This is a genomic window from Chlorogloeopsis sp. ULAP02 (assembly GCF_038404745.2).
GTDB lineage: Bacteria > Cyanobacteriota > Cyanobacteriia > Cyanobacteriales > Nostocaceae > Chlorogloeopsis.
This window is the reverse complement of record NZ_JAYKTT020000059.1, coordinates 103,411-121,102: the sequence shown is the minus strand read 5'-3', so window position 1 is coordinate 121,102 and position 17,692 is coordinate 103,411. Positions and strand designations below refer to the sequence as shown.

Genomic DNA, 17,692 nt, shown 5'->3' with positions numbered 1-17,692 from the left:
ACACCCATCAAAAATTGGTTACCAGTTCGTACGCTGTAACGCTTTGAAATTGTATAATTGCTCGCGAGGTTAGTTATTAGTCATTAATAACTAAGGACAAATGACGGTCTTAACGAAAAAAAGTGCAATATGTATGCGCTACAGCTTATTATCCTGATGTTATCAAGGAAATAAAGTGGCGTAGCTTTCTGAAGTATTCAATCTAATAAATTTGTTAAAAGTACAGCAATCTAGGGCTGTAGGAGGAAGAATTTTTCTATACAGGCGACATAATGGCAATGATAGATATCTCCTGCCCCAAGTACAACTACGGCGCGACCAAAGAGAAGAGAAAATGCAGAGATTGACGCGCTCCCAGCTAAAACGCTATGGCGTTGCTATCTTAACAGTTTTACTAGCACTGCTACTTACACAGTCGCTATGGCTAATGCATAGGTTTAGCGCTTACCCGCTATTTTTTGCCGCTGTTATGGTTAGCTCTTGGTATGGCGGTTTAGAACCAGGGCTGCTGGCGACTGTTCTGTCTGCTTTAGCTTGTGGATACTTTTTTTTACCTCCACTTTATTCGCTGGCTGTGATTGGATTTAATGCAGTGGGGCTGGTTCAGTTTATCTTGGTGTCACTGCTAATCAGCATACTAAATCAGATGTTGCGTTCTGCCCAACAGCAAGCCGAAATTAACGCACTAGAAGCACAACGCAACTACGATCGCCTACGTCAAAGCCAAGAAAAATTGCACCAAAGCGAACAACGCTACCGTTTGTTTGTAGAAGGAGTAAAAGAATACGCAATTTTCATGCTCGATCCGAACGGATTATTTATCAATTGGAATATTGGAGCAGAACGCATTTTAGGTTATCAGGAAGCAGAAATTATTGGTCGGCATTTCCGGTACATTTTTACACCAGAAGCAATTGAACGCGGACAACCGGAACAAGTACTGAAAACGGCAGTTAGGGAGGGTTTTTCCAAGGAAAATCGTTGGCATATTCGTAAGGATGGCACACATTTTTGGTCGTATTGTGTCATCATTCCTTTACGAGATCGGGACGGAAATCTGCGCGGCTTTTCAAAAATTATGCAAGATTTGACTGAACGAAAACAGGCTGAGGAAGAACGCGAGCAACTACTACTGCGCGAACAAGCTGCACGTGCCGAGGCAGAAGCAGCAAATCGTTCCAAAGATGATTTCTTAGCAGTAGTCTCTCATGAATTACGTACCCCTATGACCGCAATTTTGGGGTGGGTTGGAATGTTGCAAACAGGTAGGCTGGATGAAGCTAGAGCCAAAGATGCGCTTGAGACGATTGAGCGCAATGCTAACTTGCAGATGCAACTGATTGAAGATCTACTTGATATTTCGCGCATTGTTCAAGGAAATCTCTCACTAAATTTTGGCAGAGTTGATTTGGTAGAAGCGATCGCTCAAGCTTTAGAAGTTTTACAACCAGTGGCAGATGCTAAATCTATTCAAATTGAATCAGCGCTTGATACCTCGGTAGAGCCGATTTGGGGTGACTCAGATCGTTTACAACAAGTCGTGTTGAATCTGCTTTCCAATGCAATCAAGTTTACATCCGATGGCGGACGGGTTGAGGTACGGTTGTCAAAGATACTAGGGACTAGGGACAAACAAGAGGACAAGGGGAAGGATAGTGACTCACATCTTCTCCCCTTGTCGACGGACACTTTCCCCAACGGGGGGAACCCCCGCACGGAAGTGTCCTCCCCAACTCACCTTGTCCACGCCAGGTGCTACAACGCGCTTAACCCGCGCAACGCACTGGCTCCCCCATCCTCTTCCTCCGATCCCCGATCCTTAATCTCTAACTATGCCCAAATCCAGGTGAGCGACACCGGTAAGGGTATTAGTCCTGACTTTCTGCCGTATGTTTTTGAGCGTTTTCGTCAAGCAGACAGCACGAGTACCCGATCAAATAAAGGATTAGGTTTAGGACTGGCGATCGCCCGTCATTTGGTAGAGTTACACGGCGGTACTATTGCTGCCCAAAGCCAGGGAATAGGGCAAGGGGCAACATTCACAGTCAAGCTGCCGCTTACAGCCATCCCCTCGTCAGAAGATGCTCAGACAAACAATACAGCCCAGATACAGTCGCCAACGATTGCGGAAGATGCGGCACCATTAGACAATCCTCCAAAACTTGACGGCTTACGCCTGCTGATTGTGGACGACGAAGCGGACACGCGCAAGTGGATTAGCACGGTACTGCAAGAGTGTGGAGCAGAAGTAATTGCCGTTGGCTCAACAGGTGAAGCACTAGCAGCGCTAGAACAATTTAAACCAGATGTGTTAGTGAGCGATATCAGTATGCCAGATGAGGATGGTTACACGCTTATCCGTAAAATTAGGGGGCTTGAACCGGAAATGGGTGGACGCATTCCTGCTGTGGCACTTACAGGGTATGCGAGGGTAGAAGATTACAGACAGGCTATTGAAGCAGGCTTTCAGCTACACGTTGCTAAACCAGTTAGAGCAATCGAGTTAGTTGCAGTCGTTGCTAGCCTTGGCAGAATGTCTGGAAAACTATAGAATCCAAAAGCTTCAAGGATTAATAAACTACGCTACCCTGCCTGACGGCTGAGGGTAGCGTTTTCAGCAGCCCTAAGTACAACATCCTGCAAGGAACAGAATAATGTACTCGAACCTCCAGGCAAGTTTATAAGTTGCCCGATTGTAGAAATATTTTTCGCACCGTTCAAATCGCTATCACCAACCCAAGCACAAGCTAAATTCACACAGCGAAAATGTTTGCCATTTCTATTACCAATTACTCCACAACAATGACAGCTTTTCGAGCTGTAGGCTGGGTTTACAAATACCAGTTTTACGCCGAACTTTATACTTTTATAGGTCAAGTATTGGCGCAATTGGTAAAAGCTCCAATTATTGCTTCTGCGTCTTTCGGTTTTAGATCTAGGCAATTCGTTAGTACGCTCTCGAATGCCCGTAAGGTCTTCGAGTGCAATAGCTTGTTGGTTAGCTTTAGCCTTCTGTACTAAACGGTAGCTAATAACGTGATTGGTGTGACTCTGAAACCTCCGCTCCTTGCCCGACAACCGTTGCAAGAGTCGTCTGCATCTACGCCGACTACTCCTTGTGCCTCTCGCAGCTTTCTGTTGGAGCCTCGCTCTCAAGTCGCTGTATTGATCGCGAATTTTCGTAATTTGTTCGCCGCTATAACTATCACCTTCGGATGTGAAACATATATCGGTTCTGCCCAAATCTATGCCCAAAATCTTGTCAGTTTCCTGCGGTTTTTCTGGAATAGATTCAAGCTGTATGTTCAGATAAAAACTGCCATCTCTGCGCTTTACCAAGGTGGCTGTTTTAGGGTTTTGCCCCTTCAACAAACCTCGTTGGTAGTTACCGATGGCGAGTCTTAATCGCTCCCGCTTACCTAACATGGTGAGGCTAACCGTCGAGTCTTTCTCACGAAAACTAAACGTTCTCACATCATAGGTGGCAGACGTTGGGGCAAAACCTTTTACGGGTTTACCATGAAGTTTCGCCGTCTTGCGATTTCCCGCTACTCGACGGATAGCGTGGATAGCCAACTGAGATGGCAAGCCAAACAACGTCCTGACTTCGTTGTAGACCAACGATTGCATGGCAAGTTCGTTAGCCAGTCCTTCTTTCACTGTCCTGTTTACGTATTCGCAGGCATCCGCAAACACTTTAAGCAAATCATCCAGTTTGGCGACTTGCTCTTGTGTGACTTGGAGCTTGCAGGATACTGTCAGGACTTGCTTCATGACCAAATTATACCTCAATACATGAGATATTTGTTATGGCTCCAAGATTATTGGACGACGGAGGAACGGAGTCGTCCCGCTGTCCCTCCCCACCTTACTTCGTTGAAGGTGTGGACTCCCGCGATTTCGTTGAATGAATTGCTCAATGCTCCACAAGATTTCCACTTTTTAGAGATATTGTCAACAGCAGTGTTCTTTCATCGTTTGGGTGAAGTGCGCGACCGTTCCTTTGAAGATCAATGTCTCTGAGCGAGTGGATTAAATTTAGCGATCGCTTGTCGTTGTAAGCCTACTTGAAAGTTACCTTACCCCGTCTCTCTCATTAATTAAATTGCCCGCAAAGCCTTTGCCAGTCGGTGTACTCCGTCGTGGATTTCATGAACGTCTACAGCAGCATAGCCAAGCAGAAGCCCAGCCTTTGTTTCGGTGATGCTAAATAACGACAATGGCATGGCGTCAATCCCAACAGCCGCAGCTTGCTGTGATGCTAACTTGTCATCCATTCCTGGCGGAAGCCACAGCACAAGATGCATTCCCGTTTCGGGAGCGTAAATCTCAAACTCTAGTTCACGCTCTAATGCTGCAACCAAAGTTGCTCGACGTTGGGCATAAAGCGATCGCATCCGCCGGATATGGCGATTGAAGTGTCCTTCATTCATAAAGTCGGCAAGTACAGCCTGCTCAAGTATTGGTACACGGGTGCCGATAAAATGACGGACAGCAATAAAAGCTTCTACTAAATCAGGCGGTACAACAAGATAGCCTAGACGCAAAGCGGGAAACAGTACTTTACTAAAGGTGCCAAAGTAAATTACACAGTTGCTAATGTCAATTCCTTGTAATGCGGTTAGCGGACGTCCGACAAAGCGATACTCACTGTCGTAGTCATCTTCAAGTATCCAAGTACCATTTTGATTTGCCCACTCTAGTAGCGCTAACCGCCGTGTCAGGCTCATAGTCACCCCAAGCGGAAATTGGTGTGAAGGTGTCACGTAGATTAGACGTGGCTGTGGACACTTTGCTATGCCAGCAGCAATATCAAGTCCTTCTGTATCGACTGGCACTGGTACTAGGTTAGCTCCTGCTCCAATCAGAGCACCACGAGCGCCCAAATAGCCTGGATCTTCCATCCAAACAGGATCACCTGGATCGAGCAGCACTCGCGCTGCCAAGTCAAATCCTCCCTGGAAACCCGCTACCATAATTATCTGATCGGCTGTGCAACGAACTCCGCGTGCTACAACAATATGAGCTGCTATTGCTTCGCGCAATGGGCGATATCCTGCAAGCTCGTGATCGGTGAGTAAGTTTTGCAAAGAGTTCCTAGCTCGACGCGCAATTAGTTGTGACCATAGTTCATGGGGAAAAGCATCAACCGCAGAGATACCCGGTCGAAAGATTCGCTGTTGCTTTCCTTTTGAAGTTTGCAGGGGCTTTGGAATTAAGGGAGTTTTTACTAAGGCTGTACCCCTTTGGGAGAGCCTTTTGTGGCTATACTGCTGATGCTCAAATTGGGGATTAGATTTAGTCTTGGCAGGAGAAAGCAAAGTTTCGGGTAGAACATAAGCTACAGTAGTTCCACTTCCCACTTTACCCTCTACATAGCCTTCTGCCAGTAATTGATCGTAAGCAAGCAGAACCGTGTTGCGAGAAATTCCTAACTCGCTTGCCAGAGAGCGTGTAGAAGGAAGTTGCACTCCGGCTATCAGTTGTTTTGTCAAGATAGCCAAGCGCAGCCGTTCATACAATTGGCGATACAGTGGTGTAGAATCTTGAGGCTGAAGTTCAAGTATATTTGTGATGCCAGACTTTACTTGGTTCGCCATAAATTCTCCAATTACCAGTTAAAAGCGCGAAACACCACAATGGCACCATTAATTGCACAACAATTGGCACTTTTATTCAAACTAATAGCATTATAAGCTGATTGCACAGACAAAGAAAATCTCTCTTCGCTGGTTCCTTACCTCATCATCGCTAAACTCTGAGATTGAAAATGAGCGATCGCCCCAACATCTGTGTTTAAAACCTATACATAAATATTGATCCCTGTCCCCTATTCCCTTACCTTCATATGCAACTACCTAATACTCTCAACACTCCCTCTTTTCTCCAAAAACTTCATTGGGTTGCCGATCCGGTAGGATATATGGAAAGCGCTGCTCAAAAATATCCCGATTTATTTACGGCTGAGATCATCGGTTTTGGAGATACAGTGGTATTTGTACAGCATCCCAAAGCTATTCAAGAAATTTTAACCAATGATAGAAAGAAGTTTGCTGCTCTAGGTGAGCCAAACAAAACCCTGGAACCTTTAATTGGGAACTTTTCAGTCATCATGCTGGAGGGAGAACGCCACAAACGACGGCGGCAACTTTTGATGCCTCCTTTTCATGGCAATCGCATGAAAGCTTACGGCAAGCTTATTTGCGATTTAGTCGAAAAAATCTTTAGCCAGTTACCGCATGATCAGTTTTTCTTAGCTAGAACTGCGATGCAGCAGATTTCTTTGGAGGTAATTTTACAAGCTGTTTTCGGTTTATCTCAGGGAGAACGTTACCAAAAACTTAAGCGCTTACTGACGTTGATTACGGATTTATTTGAGTCTCCTTTTACTTCTGGCTTCCTTTATTTCTCTTTTTTACAAAAAAATTTAGGTGTTTGGAGTCCTTGGGGAAAGTTTATCCGTCTCAGGCAGCAAATTGATGAATTACTCTATGCAGAAATTGCAGAGCGTCGGTTGCAAGGCGATCCCAACCGCATCGATATTCTTTCTTTACTCATGGCAGCGCAGGATGAACAAGGCGAATTCATGAGCGATCGCGAGTTACGCGATGAAATGATGACATTGCTGTTGGCTGGACAAGAAACTACAGCATCGGCAATGGCTTGGGGTTTATATTGGATTCATCGTTTTCCAGAAGTACGCGAAAAACTGCTCCAAGAACTCAATACCCTTGGTGATTCTCCCAACCCGATGAGCATTGTTCAACTACCTTATCTGACTGCTGTTTGCAATGAAACTTTACGAATTCACCCTGTAGCAATGCTTACGTTCCCTAGAGTAGTACAAGAACCAACTGAACTTCTCGGACATACTTTAGAACCTGGGGCAATACTAATGGGCTGCATTTATCTTTTGCATCAACGAGAAGATTTATACCCGCAGCCCCAGCAGTTTTTGCCAGAACGCTTTCTCAACCGTCAATTTTCTCCTTATGAATTTATGCCATTTGGCGGTGGTGTTCGTCGCTGTATAGGCGATGCTTTGGCTCCGTTTGAAATTAAGCTTGTGTTGGCAACTATTTTGTCACGCTATCAACTAGCGTTGGTTGCTCATCGACTAGAACAGCCACAACGCAGAGGTATTACCCTCGCACCCAAGAATGGAGTCAAACTAAGATTTTGCGGTGAGGTAGCCGCTTTTGTGAGTGGGTACTAGGGACTAGGAAAGAAGCTTCAGGAGCACAGAGGTAGTAATGTGCTGATTGGTTCTCCGTGTCCTTAATTGCCCCGTTCCCTTTTCTTGAATATTCAAAGGAGAACATAACCAATGAAATCACTTGGTATTGCTTGTGCATCCGGTAGTTTTAAAGGTGTATTTGTTCATGGTGTTTTAAGCGCACTTGAGTCAATTAACATCCGTGCTAATGCTTATGCTGCTGCATCATCTTCTACTTTATTCACTGCCTGTGCAGCCATCGGTAAAGCGCGTGAGGTTGGTATTGAGTACTGGTATCAAGCAATTAAGTTCTCAGAACAATCAGCTAATAACATGAGCCAAACAGTTCTCCAAAGCATTAGAGAATATGCACCTATGTTACGCGATCGCCTATTTTTGCCGGGTACACCGCGTTTAATTGTTGCAACCAGTGCTGTTGTTACATCAGAAGGTGCTGAAGAAACACAAGGAAATAAAGCCAGACGCTTGGGGCGTCAATTATTGGTTAGCTCTGCACGAGGCGATCGCACATGGGTAGATAAGCATCTTGTGACTCATTTATTTGACAGTGCTGGCTCTGATAACGCTCTACAACTCACTGCAAATAACTTTGACGAAGTTGCTTATGCATCCACACGGATGTTACATGCATGGGATATTCCTGCTTGGATAGACAAACAGCCATATGTTGATGCTTCTTATACTTGTTCTTGTCCGGCTGTGGAATTAGCTCAATTAGGATGTAGCGAAGTAATTGCCGTGGCTACTGAACCAGGTGATTTGTATCGAGATTTATTTCAATCTGCTCTGGTTCCAACTTCCTGGAAAGATGTACCAATTCATATCATCAAACCAGATCTAGATTTAAAGGTTCTTGGCGTAGACTTTACTGGCGCGACTAAAGATGGTTTGCGTGCAGCGTATCAGTATGGTGAAAATCAGGGAAAAGAATTTATTAGGAAAAAAGGGAACAGGGTTGGAGGAAATTAGGGATTGGGAAAAGGACGCGGGGAAAAAGGGACGCGGGGACACAAAGAATCGTGATTTATGCTTGATTTTTCCTTTCGCTACATGAGAACGCAGAATCAAAAATGGCACCATTGATTGAACAACAATTGGTGCTTTTATTTATTATTAGCTAGTTCTATTCTGAAGATATGAATTGAAGAGAATTAAAGATTAAAAGGAAATACAAAAGCATTCCTCTCTTCAATAAAGCTTGTCAATAAAGGAGTTCAGCTATGAAGAACAACACTCCCGACAGCATTACTAAGTTAGGCACACAAGCACAAAGAGTAGCCATGAAATCTGCTGAAATTTTGGCGATCGCTCAACCCGTGCAAGAAGTCGAGCAACTAGAGGAACGACGCTACCAGGCAATGCTTGCTCAAGATATCACTTTACTGGAACATCTGTTATCTGAAGATTTGAGCTATGTGCATTCGACAGGATTAGTTGATAGTAAAGCGAGCTACATTACATTTGTGCGATCGGGTGGCGTTCAATATCAAAAAATTGAGCGTGAGAATGTGCTGGTACGTACTTACAGCGATACTGCTGTTGTCACAGGCAGGATCTTAATGACTGTTGTTATTAAAGGTGAAGTCAGGTTCATAGACAACGTTTTTGTGAATATTTGGGAAAAGCGAAATCAGGGCTGGCAGTTTGTCCATTGGCAATCTACGCCCATCTCAAGATAAGACGTTGCTGAATCGCGGCATGAATCGGGGTGTAGAGGCGCGATATATCGTGTCTGGTCAAGGGTTTTGGCATTAGGCGAAATTATTTTACAACATGATTTTCATTTAATCAGGAGTTAAGTCATGAATACTATTACTCTGGACAATATCACTCAGGCAGTGATTAATCATGGTGATGGAGCAAAGACGCATCCACGACTCTACGAAATTTACAAAAGCCTGATTACACATCTGCACGCCTTTGTGCAAGAGGTGAATTTGACTGAGCAAGAGTTGCAGATGGGGCGTGATTTTTTTACTCGTGTCGCTCGTTCTTCTGGTGATATGCCGGATGGAGAGATTGCTATGCTTACAGACTTGCTGGGAATTTCGGAATTGGTGGATTTGCTGCACCGCACGAACCATGACACAGTAACAGAAAGCACTCTGGAAGGGCCGATGTACGTACCGGATGCACCAGAGCGTCAGATGGGCGATCGCTTGGGGATTGATGAGGACGGCGATGTACTTTTCATGTCGGGACGCGTCTTGGATGTGAACGGCAGCCCAATTGCCAATGCACTCATTGATGTTTGGCAGACGAATTCAAAAGGTTTTTACGATATCCAAGATCTCAATCAACCAAAAGGTAACTTTCGAGGACGCTTCAGGACTAATGCAGACGGCTGTTATGCGTTTGAGACTGTAGTCCCAATCGGGTACGATATCCCAGCTAACGGGCCGTGTGGCGAGGTGCTGCGGCTCTTGGGAAGGCACACTCACAGACCTGCACATATCCATTTCAAGCTTAGTGCAACTGGCTTTAATCCGCTGACTACGCAGACATATTTGAATGATGATCCTTACATTTGTTCAGATACAGTTTTTGCGGTAGTCTCCTCCACCATAATTACGCTGCAAAAACATAATGTACCCAACGGAATGTTAGTACATAATCAGAATAAACTGTTTTATACTGTCAAGTTCAACTTTGTCCTAAGTCCTGTTACTGAAGATGTCTAATCTTCATTTGTTTTTATTTTTCAGATATCATCCGGAACCATACAATCTGATTGTGTATCCCTGTTTATCCTTCTAACACATACATGAGCTAGTCAAGACTAAGCAACTTTACAGCAAGCGATCGCTTTACTTATCTAATCTTGTGATAGAGGGTTATATTTCACAATTCAATATTTATTGAATTCACAAGCTGAAAATATACTATTTCTCAGCTTAGTTATCTATTGATGTATTTTCTACTAATTCAAAATCCATCATAGTTTAAACAACTCGTTCAAATCCTCTCAATTTAATGCAAATTAACAATCAAAAATAAGGAGAAACAAAAATGCAACTTTTAGTAAATTACAGTGATAGCATATTCACTTCTGTTACAACCAGTGTAATTCCTAAGCGGTCAAAACTTTCTATGATTTGGACAAAAGAATATAAAGGAGAGCGCGAAATTTTAGTTGCTAAATGGATTGTTAAAGACTAGTTGCTAAGTAACTTTTACTTAATTAGTTATTAACTATTTGGTATTGATTATCAATTATTAAGTTATTAATACTTAAGAAGGCAGAAGTACGAAGGCAGAGGGCAGAAGGAATCCCCATAAATAAATTTAGGGGATTTAACAAGGACGTTGTAGCGACTGGCGTCAACTGCCGTGGGCTTGTGACCCTTTTAGCAGAGGGCAAAATATAGTTTCTCCCTTCAGCATAGCTGCCTCATGCCCTCTGCCTTTCTTCGGTCAAACAACCAAATTAAAACTAATGTACAATGCCTTATGGCAAGATCCCCGGCTTCTTAGAGAAGCCGGGGATCTGAGTTTGTAAAGACTCTCTTGTTTGCCGCTTGCCATACCGCCGATAAGGTGCGTTAAAGTAGCGCGCAACGCACCGTCAGATTGTGTGGTGCGTTATGGCTAGTTTATACTCTCTTTAACTCTCACATTTTTGTTTAGCCATAACACACCCTAATTTAACTTTTATTAATTAGAGTTTTTTGCTTTTAGTCAATCTTCCTTAAGACAGATATTAATATGATTTGCTATGTATTTTTAGGAAATGTTACTAGTAGAATCCTACAATTTGCAGTTCTAAATTTGGCAACTAAGTTTACAGAAAGTGCAAATGACTTACCTATTGGCAACCGTATATCTTAGTAAACAAGCAAAGAAGTTGAGTCGCCGAAAGGCAATCAACTAAAGAAACAATCAACACCAATCTTTACACAAACGAAGGAGTTTAAAACTATGTCTAACCAAGATTTCGCAACTGAATTGTTTGCTGACGTAACTGAAGAGCAACAGCAAATGGTTGCTGGAGGATCTTACTACGGCTACGACGGTATCTATTTCTCGAAGTTTGCTTCTTTCTTCAAAGATGTTGATGTTAAGGAAGTAACTGGTGTAGTATCAGCTGGGCCCGGCGGAGCTTACTCTGCTAATACTATCTTGACCCTCAGTGACTATACAAGTTCTTACGCTAGTGACTTTGCAAACATCAAGTAGTAACTTTATATACCTCTACAAGTAGGTGATTAGATTAGGCAATTAAATAATTTATCAATTTAATTGCCTAATTTTGATTCCAGAACTATGAAGCTTTATTGCATCATAAATAGACTGAAATATTTTGGCGTATAATTCATCAAAATTATTCAAGTATAATTCTGGAATCTACTTGAATTTTGCTTCTTTTTTGTATGGTTTTTTTGTATAATTCAGTCAGCTATCAGCTAATTCTAGGGTAAATTCCGTAGATATCATGCAGAGTCATCGAATATCTAACCCTTTTTGGCTGGTAGCTTACTGCTTCTATGCAGAAAAATTCACAAGGGTTAATCAGTAAAGAGGTGATGGAGTGGCTAACCATAATGAGTTCAAAAACTCTGATTTATTTACAGATTTATCAGAGCAAGAACAGGAAATTGCTACTGGAGGATATAGTTTTTTCATTCAAAAAACAGATATAAACTCATTTGCAAATGATGAAAGCTCTTTATCTGATGGTTCCGTTAGCTTTTCTTCCAAGAAAAGTGCTGCATATAATCTTTCGCAAGTCACATTTGGATTTGATTTAAATTCTCTTTTGGGAGAAGGGACTATAAGCAGGGTACGTAAATATGGTCTTAGCCCATTAAATTTAATTTACCGCTTGCTTGCTTATATGTTCATGTAAAAGACATCCAAAATTTTAGCAAAGATAAATAGATTGATAACTCTTTTGATTTTTAGTTTTCAATCTTTTGGGCGGGTAACCAATGAAATATAAAGTTGTTAAACAGCATAGTGAAGAAGACTGCGGGGCTGCTTGTATTGCTTCCGTTGCTAAATATTACGGGCGTAACTTCACCTTAAATCACATTCGTGAAGCAGTAGGCACCGGACAGTTTGGAACGACTTTACTAGGGCTGAAGCGGGGTGCAGAAACACTTGGGTTTAACGCCCGCCCAGTTAAAACTTCACCAGAAATTTTGAACCGGATCAAGGAAGCACCTCTACCAGCAATTATTCACTGGCAAGGTAATCATTGGGTTGTCTTGTATGGTAAGAAGGGCAATAAATGTGTAGTTGCCGATCCAGCGGTAGGCATTCGTTATCTTTCTAAAAAAGAGGTAGCAGATAATTGGACAGATTGGTTAATGCTGCTAATGCAGCCAGATCCAATTCGTTTTTCTGCGCAAAAAGATGATGAAATCGGTGGTTTCTGGCGTTTCTTTAAACGAGTTTGGAATTTTCGCAGCATATTAGCGCAAGCTTTGCCATTAAATTTGCTTTTGGGGGTACTGTCTTTAGCATCCCCTTTTTTGCTGCAAATTCTAACTGATGATGTATTAGTTCGAGGAGATACAAGATTACTTACTACTGTAGCAATTGCTGTAGTAGTAATGCATTTTATTTCTAAGAGTCTTTCATTTGTACAGTCTAACTTAATCGCTCATTTTGCCCAACGTCTACAATTAGGTTTGGTGTTAGAGTTTGGGCGACAAATACTGCGTTTGCCTCTTTCTTATTATGAAGCCCGGCGCAGTGGCGAAATTGTTAGCCGCTTGCGAGATATTAATCAAATTAATCAGTTAGTTTCTCAAGTTATTATCGGTCTACCCAGTCAATTTTTTATTGCGGTAGTCTCTTTTGGCTTCATGCTATTTTATAGCTGGAAACTAACTGCTGTAGCTGTAGTTATAGCTTTGGCAATGACTATATCTACAATTTTATTTTTACCAACTTTACGCGTAAAAACTCGCGAACTTTTAGTCCAAGAAGCTGAAGCTCAAGGTGTTTTAGTAGAAACATTTAAAGGAGCTATTACACTTAAAACTACTACAGCAGCACCCCAATTTTGGGATGAATTTCAAAGTCGATTTGGTCGCCTCGCTAATCTAACTTTAAGTACCATCCAAATTGCAATTGTCAATGGTACCTTCTCTGGTTTTGTCGCAGCAATTGGTGGTGTGATTCTATTGTGGTTTGGTGGTAATTTGGTGATTCGACCAGAAGAAAATTTAAGTATTGGGCAATTATTGGCATTTAATGCAATGAATGCCAATTTTCTGGCTTTAATTAGTAGCGTTATCAGTTTTGTTGATGAATATACTCATGCCAAAACTGCTGTTCAGCGTTTAACAGAAGTAATCGATTCTACCCCAGAAGATGATCAGGATGGTAAAAAGCAGTTTGCCAAAATTCCTGGAGATGCAGACATTATTTGTACTAATGTTAATTTTCACTACGCTGGTAGACTTGACTTACTTCAAGACTTTTCATTAACAATTCCTGGTGGCAAAGTTATCGCCTTAATTGGTAAATCTGGCTGTGGTAAAAGTAGTCTTGCTAAATTGATTGCTGGTTTATATCAACTGCAATCGGGTAATATCCGGATCGGACTATATAATTTAGATGACCTTGCTCTTGATTGTTTGCGGCAACAGATAGTTCTTGTTCCCCAAGAAGCTCACTTTTGGAGTCGTTCGATTATTGAGAATTTTCGCTTAGGAACACCCCATGTTGCATTTGAGGAAATTGTTAAAGCTTGTCAAATTGCCGAAGCTGATGAATTTATTAGTAAGCTGCCTGACAAATATCAGACTATTTTAGGGGAATTTGGAGCTAATATTTCTGGCGGACAACGTCAACGATTAGCAATAGCAAGAGCTATTGTTAACGATCCACCAATACTTATTTTAGATGAATCGACAGCTGGACTTGATCCAGTGAGTGAGGCGCAAGTTTTAGATAGATTAATAGAGTATCGCCGTGGGAAAACGACGATTTTGATTAGTCATCGTCCTAGAGTAATTAATCGTGCTGATTGGATCGTGTTTTTAGAGCAGGGTAAGTTAAAAATTCAAGGCTCTTTGGAGGAATTAAGCTCCTTGCCAGGGGAGCATTTAGATTTTTTAACTCCTTAAACTTGGTAGTGGTTAGTAGATAGTAAAAATAAATATTATTAACTAGCTACTAATAATCAACCATTAATTGATAACTAACAACTAACAACTAATTAGTAATATGCTCTTCACTCACAATCAAAAGATACTCCCATCGGTTAGCACTGATGAATTTCTGCCTCCTGTCAGTCGTTGGACATCTCTAGCAGGGATATTTTTAATTATCAATTGTTGTGGAGCGATCGCTCTAGCTTCATATATTAAATATAATGTGACAGTCAAAACTTCTGCAACTGTGCGTCCGGCTGGTGATATTCGTATAGTACAGCCGGAAAGAGAAGGCACGGTTAAAGGAATATATGTTAAAGAAAACCAGATAGTCAAAAAGGGAGATATTATCGCTCGCCTCGATGACACGGAAATAGATATAAAAAATAGCCAATTACAAAGCAGTATTCAGGATAGCAAGTTACAACTAGATCAAATTGAAGCCCAAATCATAGCACTAGATAATCAGATCAATGCTGATAAAAGGCTGACAGAACGAACGATTATTTCGGCAGAAGCTGATTTGGTACGAAATCAAAGAGATTATCAAGATCAGCAAGTAAAAACTCAAAACGATTTGACAGTAGCACAAGCCAACTTGCAAAAAGCTGAGGCGGGCTTACAAAAAGCTAGAGCAGACTTAGATTTTGCTATCCAAGATCGCGATCGCTATCAGGAACTTTCACAGCTTGGTGCAATTGGCAAGCGTGAATATGAACAGAGAAAATTAGCTGTCAGGCAAGCAGAATTACAAGCTGAAGCTGAACAAAAGGCTATTGATATTGCTCGTGCTAACGTCGAAACGGCAAGAGCTGCTCTCAATCCCAGTACAGCAACTGTCGCTATTGCTCAAGAGAGAATTGCTCAAGAAGGTGCTAAAGGAGAATCAAGTATTGCTGCTTTTGTGAGGGAGAAAAATGCCTTAATTCAGCGAAAAATTGAAATGCGCAATCAAATTAGACAATATCAAAAAGAAATACAAAGAAATATTTTTCATAGGCAAACTAGCGTGATTCGTGCTACTAGTGACGGTGTTATCCTCAAGCTGAATCTACGAAATGCCGGGCAAGTTGTACGTGGCTCAGAACCGATTGCTGAAATAGTACCAGATTATGCGCCTTTAGTGATTAAAGCTATCGTTCCTGTATCTGAAATTAAAAAAGTCGAAATAGGACAAAAAGTACAACTGCGGATTGATGCTTGCCCCTATCCTGATTACGGCACTCTCAAAGGCACTGTTAACAATGTATCACCAGATGCGATCGCACCAAGTACTCAAAATACGGCTACAATGACATCAGCAGCTAGTAGTGGTGGTGCTAGCTACTTTGAAGCAAGCATTCAACCTGAGAAACTAAGTTTTGGAGATTATAATAAGACTTGCAATCTTCAAGTAGGTATGAATGCTACCGCTGATATCATCTCCAAAGAAGAAACAGTACTACAATTTATACTTAGAAAGGCAAGGTTGATGACAGATTTATAATTGAGATATTCCTTTGATTTTAAAATTTTCATTCTGACATTCTGTCTAGTGCTGTCAGCCTTTCTGTAGTATTCACTCTTTTCTTCAGCAATAAAATACTTTGGTTATTGATTATGCAGTTTTCTGTAATCCAAATATCTTATTCTGGCAATTATCTTGTCTGGTTTCAACGATTTATTTGGCGTATTTCTGCCATATTCTACTTAATATTGACCTCTTACAGTAGGAAAATAAATCAAAATACAATGGCCTGTGAACAACCAACTAACAATACAAATTATAATTTTAATTGTCTACATAATTACACTGATTTTGTTTGTTAAATCCTATTATAAGGTTCAACAAGCGATACAGTGGTGGTCTTGTCAACAATCTCTAAAACTCTTCCTAGAAGCAGAAAAAATTCGGGACGATTTATTACAAGAATCTTTTATAATTCGGCGGAGTTTAGAACTCTTACCAGTAGAGTCTAGGGAATTATCGACCAACAAAACTCAAGAATTTTTAAAAAAAATTGATAATTTTCATCAATCCTTAGCCCAATTGAGCGATCGCCTATTCCCGGTATACCTGCAAGATAGTCTACCATTCGCTATTCAATCTCTATTGGAGCCTTGGCTTATATCTTATTCGCATATATATTTTCATATCGATTTACCCAGTGCTTGGCGGCAAGAACCGACAGAACGTAGCTTAGTACTCTTAAGAGCTTTGGAAGAATTACTAAAAATTACTCTTTCAGAAGCTTTAACACAAACTTCTATTTATATCAGATTAGAACAAAAAGCTAATTTAGGATATTTATGGGTACAAATAAATTATCCTGATGTGTCTACTCTTGTATTTTATACGAACTTACCAGAGTTAGATTATCTTTGTGAAAGTTTTAAATTTTTAACATCAGGCAAATGTGTTTGTCGTAGTAAAAATCTGAGCTTAAATTGCCAATTTTCTTGGTAATTGCCAAAAATTTCCCTTTGTCGATAGTTTACTATCACATTCATTTAATTTTTTATATATAAATTTAAATTTACTACCTTTAACATAAGTGATTTTATTGGTGTAAATTAATAAACACAACACATAACACATAACAATTTACTCATAGTGGGGGGTGTGAGCTATGAGACAAGTTTTATCAAAAACAGCTTTACTCAAAATTCTCGTTATTGACGATCATGAATCAGTTGTGGGCGGAACTATTGATGTTCTGCGAAACAAATATCCAGATGCCGAGTTTATCACAGCTTTAACTGCTCAACAAGCGCTCTCTCAAGTGTCAAGCATACAACCTGATCTTGTTGTTATGGATCTTTCTCTTCCAGAAAGCCCTGGCAAAATGGCACGACCGGAGACAGGTGTTAAACTACTGAGAACTTTAATGCAACACTATTCTAGCCTCAATATTGTAGTCCAAAGCGCTCATGTCAGAACATTAGTGAGAATTCGACCCGATATTGATGCTCATAAAGGGGGTTTTACAGTTGCAGATAAAAGTCTTGCTAGCCAGGAAATGTTAACCAGAGTCGATTGGGCGCTACAGGGATTAACTCATACCAAAGACATTAAAGGAATTCATTCTGGATTTGAGGTGAAGCCAGAATGGCTAAGAGTGCTAACTCTTGCATTTGAGGAAGGATTAACAGATAAGGCAATTGCAGAGCGAATGTGTGTTGGCGAACGTATGGTGCGTCATTACTGGAGTAAATTGCAAGACGCTTTAGACGTTTATCCTGAAGAGGGAAAAAATATGCGAATTCAAACGGAAATGCGAGCCAGAGAAGAAGGATTAATAGATTAGTCATTGGTAGGGGCGGGTTTTATTTATAAGCTTTCACTGACATCGACAATTTATCTTTTAAA

Annotated in this window: 15 protein-coding genes; 13 read left to right on the top strand and 2 right to left on the bottom strand. The window is 41.2% G+C overall.

Annotation, left to right across the window (positions count from 1 at the left end):
• Positions 1 to 334: 334 nt before the first annotated feature.
• A complete protein-coding gene (locus U2718_RS20405; protein WP_342002094.1) occupies positions 335 to 2,551 on the top strand; it encodes an ATP-binding protein in 2,217 nt (738 codons plus the stop codon).
• 32 nt (positions 2,552 to 2,583) lie between these two features.
• Here the strand turns inward: U2718_RS20405 and U2718_RS20400 are convergent, their stop codons facing one another.
• Positions 2,584 to 3,774 (bottom strand): transposase, encoded by a 1,191-nt coding sequence (locus U2718_RS20400; protein WP_342002096.1) that lies wholly within the window; start codon positions 3,772 to 3,774, stop codon positions 2,584 to 2,586.
• Positions 3,775 to 3,795: 21 nt separating this feature from the next.
• On the opposite strand from U2718_RS20400, the gene U2718_RS20395 reads away from it, so the two are divergent.
• Positions 3,796 to 4,023 carry a hypothetical protein gene (locus tag U2718_RS20395; protein ID WP_411813332.1) on the top strand — a complete coding sequence of 76 codons (228 nt, stop codon included), beginning with the start codon at positions 3,796 to 3,798 and terminating at the stop codon, positions 4,021 to 4,023.
• A gap of 77 nt (positions 4,024 to 4,100) precedes the next feature.
• On the opposite strand, the gene U2718_RS20390 is transcribed toward U2718_RS20395, so the two are convergent.
• Positions 4,101 to 5,600 carry a PLP-dependent aminotransferase family protein gene (locus U2718_RS20390; RefSeq protein ID WP_342002098.1) on the bottom strand — a complete coding sequence of 500 codons (1,500 nt, stop codon included), beginning with the start codon at positions 5,598 to 5,600 and terminating at the stop codon, positions 4,101 to 4,103.
• 248 nt (positions 5,601 to 5,848) lie between these two features.
• Here U2718_RS20390 and U2718_RS20385 point away from each other — a divergent pair, with 248 nt between their 5' ends.
• The 11 genes from U2718_RS20385 (at position 5,849) to U2718_RS20335 (ending at position 17,630) form a co-directional block, all read left to right on the top strand.
• Positions 5,849 to 7,216, top strand: a complete 1,368-nt coding sequence (locus U2718_RS20385) for a cytochrome P450 (RefSeq protein ID WP_342002100.1) — start codon at positions 5,849 to 5,851, stop codon at positions 7,214 to 7,216.
• 111 nt (positions 7,217 to 7,327) lie between these two features.
• Entirely contained in the window at positions 7,328 to 8,206 is an 879-nt protein-coding gene (locus U2718_RS20380; RefSeq protein ID WP_342002101.1) for a hypothetical protein, read from the top strand.
• A 251-nt stretch (positions 8,207 to 8,457) separates the two neighbouring features.
• The gene (locus U2718_RS20375) at positions 8,458 to 8,916 is read left to right on the top strand and encodes a nuclear transport factor 2 family protein (RefSeq protein WP_342002103.1); all 459 of its coding nucleotides are present in this window, start codon (positions 8,458 to 8,460) and stop codon (positions 8,914 to 8,916) included.
• 123 nt (positions 8,917 to 9,039) lie between these two features.
• Positions 9,040 to 9,918, top strand: a complete 879-nt coding sequence (locus tag U2718_RS20370) for a dioxygenase (RefSeq protein ID WP_342002105.1) — start codon at positions 9,040 to 9,042, stop codon at positions 9,916 to 9,918.
• Between the two features lie 328 nt (positions 9,919 to 10,246).
• Positions 10,247 to 10,396, top strand: a complete 150-nt coding sequence (locus tag U2718_RS20365) for a hypothetical protein (RefSeq protein ID WP_342002107.1) — start codon at positions 10,247 to 10,249, stop codon at positions 10,394 to 10,396.
• Positions 10,397 to 11,155: 759 nt separating this feature from the next.
• The gene (locus U2718_RS20360) at positions 11,156 to 11,413 is read left to right on the top strand and encodes a CTB family bacteriocin (RefSeq protein ID WP_342002109.1); all 258 of its coding nucleotides are present in this window, start codon (positions 11,156 to 11,158) and stop codon (positions 11,411 to 11,413) included.
• 352 nt (positions 11,414 to 11,765) lie between these two features.
• Entirely contained in the window at positions 11,766 to 12,083 is a 318-nt protein-coding gene (locus U2718_RS20355; protein ID WP_342002111.1) for a hypothetical protein, read from the top strand.
• Positions 12,084 to 12,165: 82 nt separating this feature from the next.
• Positions 12,166 to 14,316 carry a peptidase domain-containing ABC transporter gene (locus U2718_RS20350; RefSeq protein WP_342002113.1) on the top strand — a complete coding sequence of 717 codons (2,151 nt, stop codon included), beginning with the start codon at positions 12,166 to 12,168 and terminating at the stop codon, positions 14,314 to 14,316.
• A gap of 100 nt (positions 14,317 to 14,416) precedes the next feature.
• Positions 14,417 to 15,829: an HlyD family secretion protein gene (locus tag U2718_RS20345; protein ID WP_342002115.1), complete on the top strand. Its 1,413-nt coding sequence runs from the start codon at positions 14,417 to 14,419 to the stop codon at positions 15,827 to 15,829.
• Positions 15,830 to 16,081: 252 nt separating this feature from the next.
• Positions 16,082 to 16,789: a hypothetical protein gene (locus U2718_RS20340; protein ID WP_342002117.1), complete on the top strand. Its 708-nt coding sequence runs from the start codon at positions 16,082 to 16,084 to the stop codon at positions 16,787 to 16,789.
• A 163-nt stretch (positions 16,790 to 16,952) separates the two neighbouring features.
• Positions 16,953 to 17,630 carry a response regulator transcription factor gene (locus U2718_RS20335; protein WP_289791024.1) on the top strand — a complete coding sequence of 226 codons (678 nt, stop codon included), beginning with the start codon at positions 16,953 to 16,955 and terminating at the stop codon, positions 17,628 to 17,630.
• The last annotated feature ends 62 nt before the right edge of the window (positions 17,631 to 17,692 follow it).

Excerpts from the sequence above, each read along its gene's own strand:
- U2718_RS20360 (WP_342002109.1), top strand. The coding sequence starts at position 11,156 with ATGTCTAACCAAGATTTCGCAACTGAATTGTTTGCTGACGTAACTGAA.
- U2718_RS20375 (WP_342002103.1), top strand. The coding sequence starts at position 8,458 with ATGAAGAACAACACTCCCGACAGCATTACTAAGTTAGGCACACAAGCA.
- U2718_RS20335 (WP_289791024.1), top strand. The coding sequence starts at position 16,953 with ATGAGACAAGTTTTATCAAAAACAGCTTTACTCAAAATTCTCGTTATT.
- U2718_RS20385 (WP_342002100.1), top strand. The coding sequence starts at position 5,849 with ATGCAACTACCTAATACTCTCAACACTCCCTCTTTTCTCCAAAAACTT.
- U2718_RS20350 (WP_342002113.1), top strand. The coding sequence starts at position 12,166 with ATGAAATATAAAGTTGTTAAACAGCATAGTGAAGAAGACTGCGGGGCT.
- U2718_RS20380 (WP_342002101.1), top strand. The coding sequence starts at position 7,328 with ATGAAATCACTTGGTATTGCTTGTGCATCCGGTAGTTTTAAAGGTGTA.
- U2718_RS20365 (WP_342002107.1), top strand. The coding sequence starts at position 10,247 with ATGCAACTTTTAGTAAATTACAGTGATAGCATATTCACTTCTGTTACA.
- U2718_RS20390 (WP_342002098.1), bottom strand. The coding sequence starts at position 5,600 with ATGGCGAACCAAGTAAAGTCTGGCATCACAAATATACTTGAACTTCAG.
- U2718_RS20400 (WP_342002096.1), bottom strand. The coding sequence starts at position 3,774 with ATGAAGCAAGTCCTGACAGTATCCTGCAAGCTCCAAGTCACACAAGAG.
- U2718_RS20370 (WP_342002105.1), top strand. The coding sequence starts at position 9,040 with ATGAATACTATTACTCTGGACAATATCACTCAGGCAGTGATTAATCAT.
- U2718_RS20405 (WP_342002094.1), top strand. The coding sequence starts at position 335 with ATGCAGAGATTGACGCGCTCCCAGCTAAAACGCTATGGCGTTGCTATC.
- U2718_RS20345 (WP_342002115.1), top strand. The coding sequence starts at position 14,417 with ATGCTCTTCACTCACAATCAAAAGATACTCCCATCGGTTAGCACTGAT.
- U2718_RS20395 (WP_411813332.1), top strand. The coding sequence starts at position 3,796 with ATGAGATATTTGTTATGGCTCCAAGATTATTGGACGACGGAGGAACGG.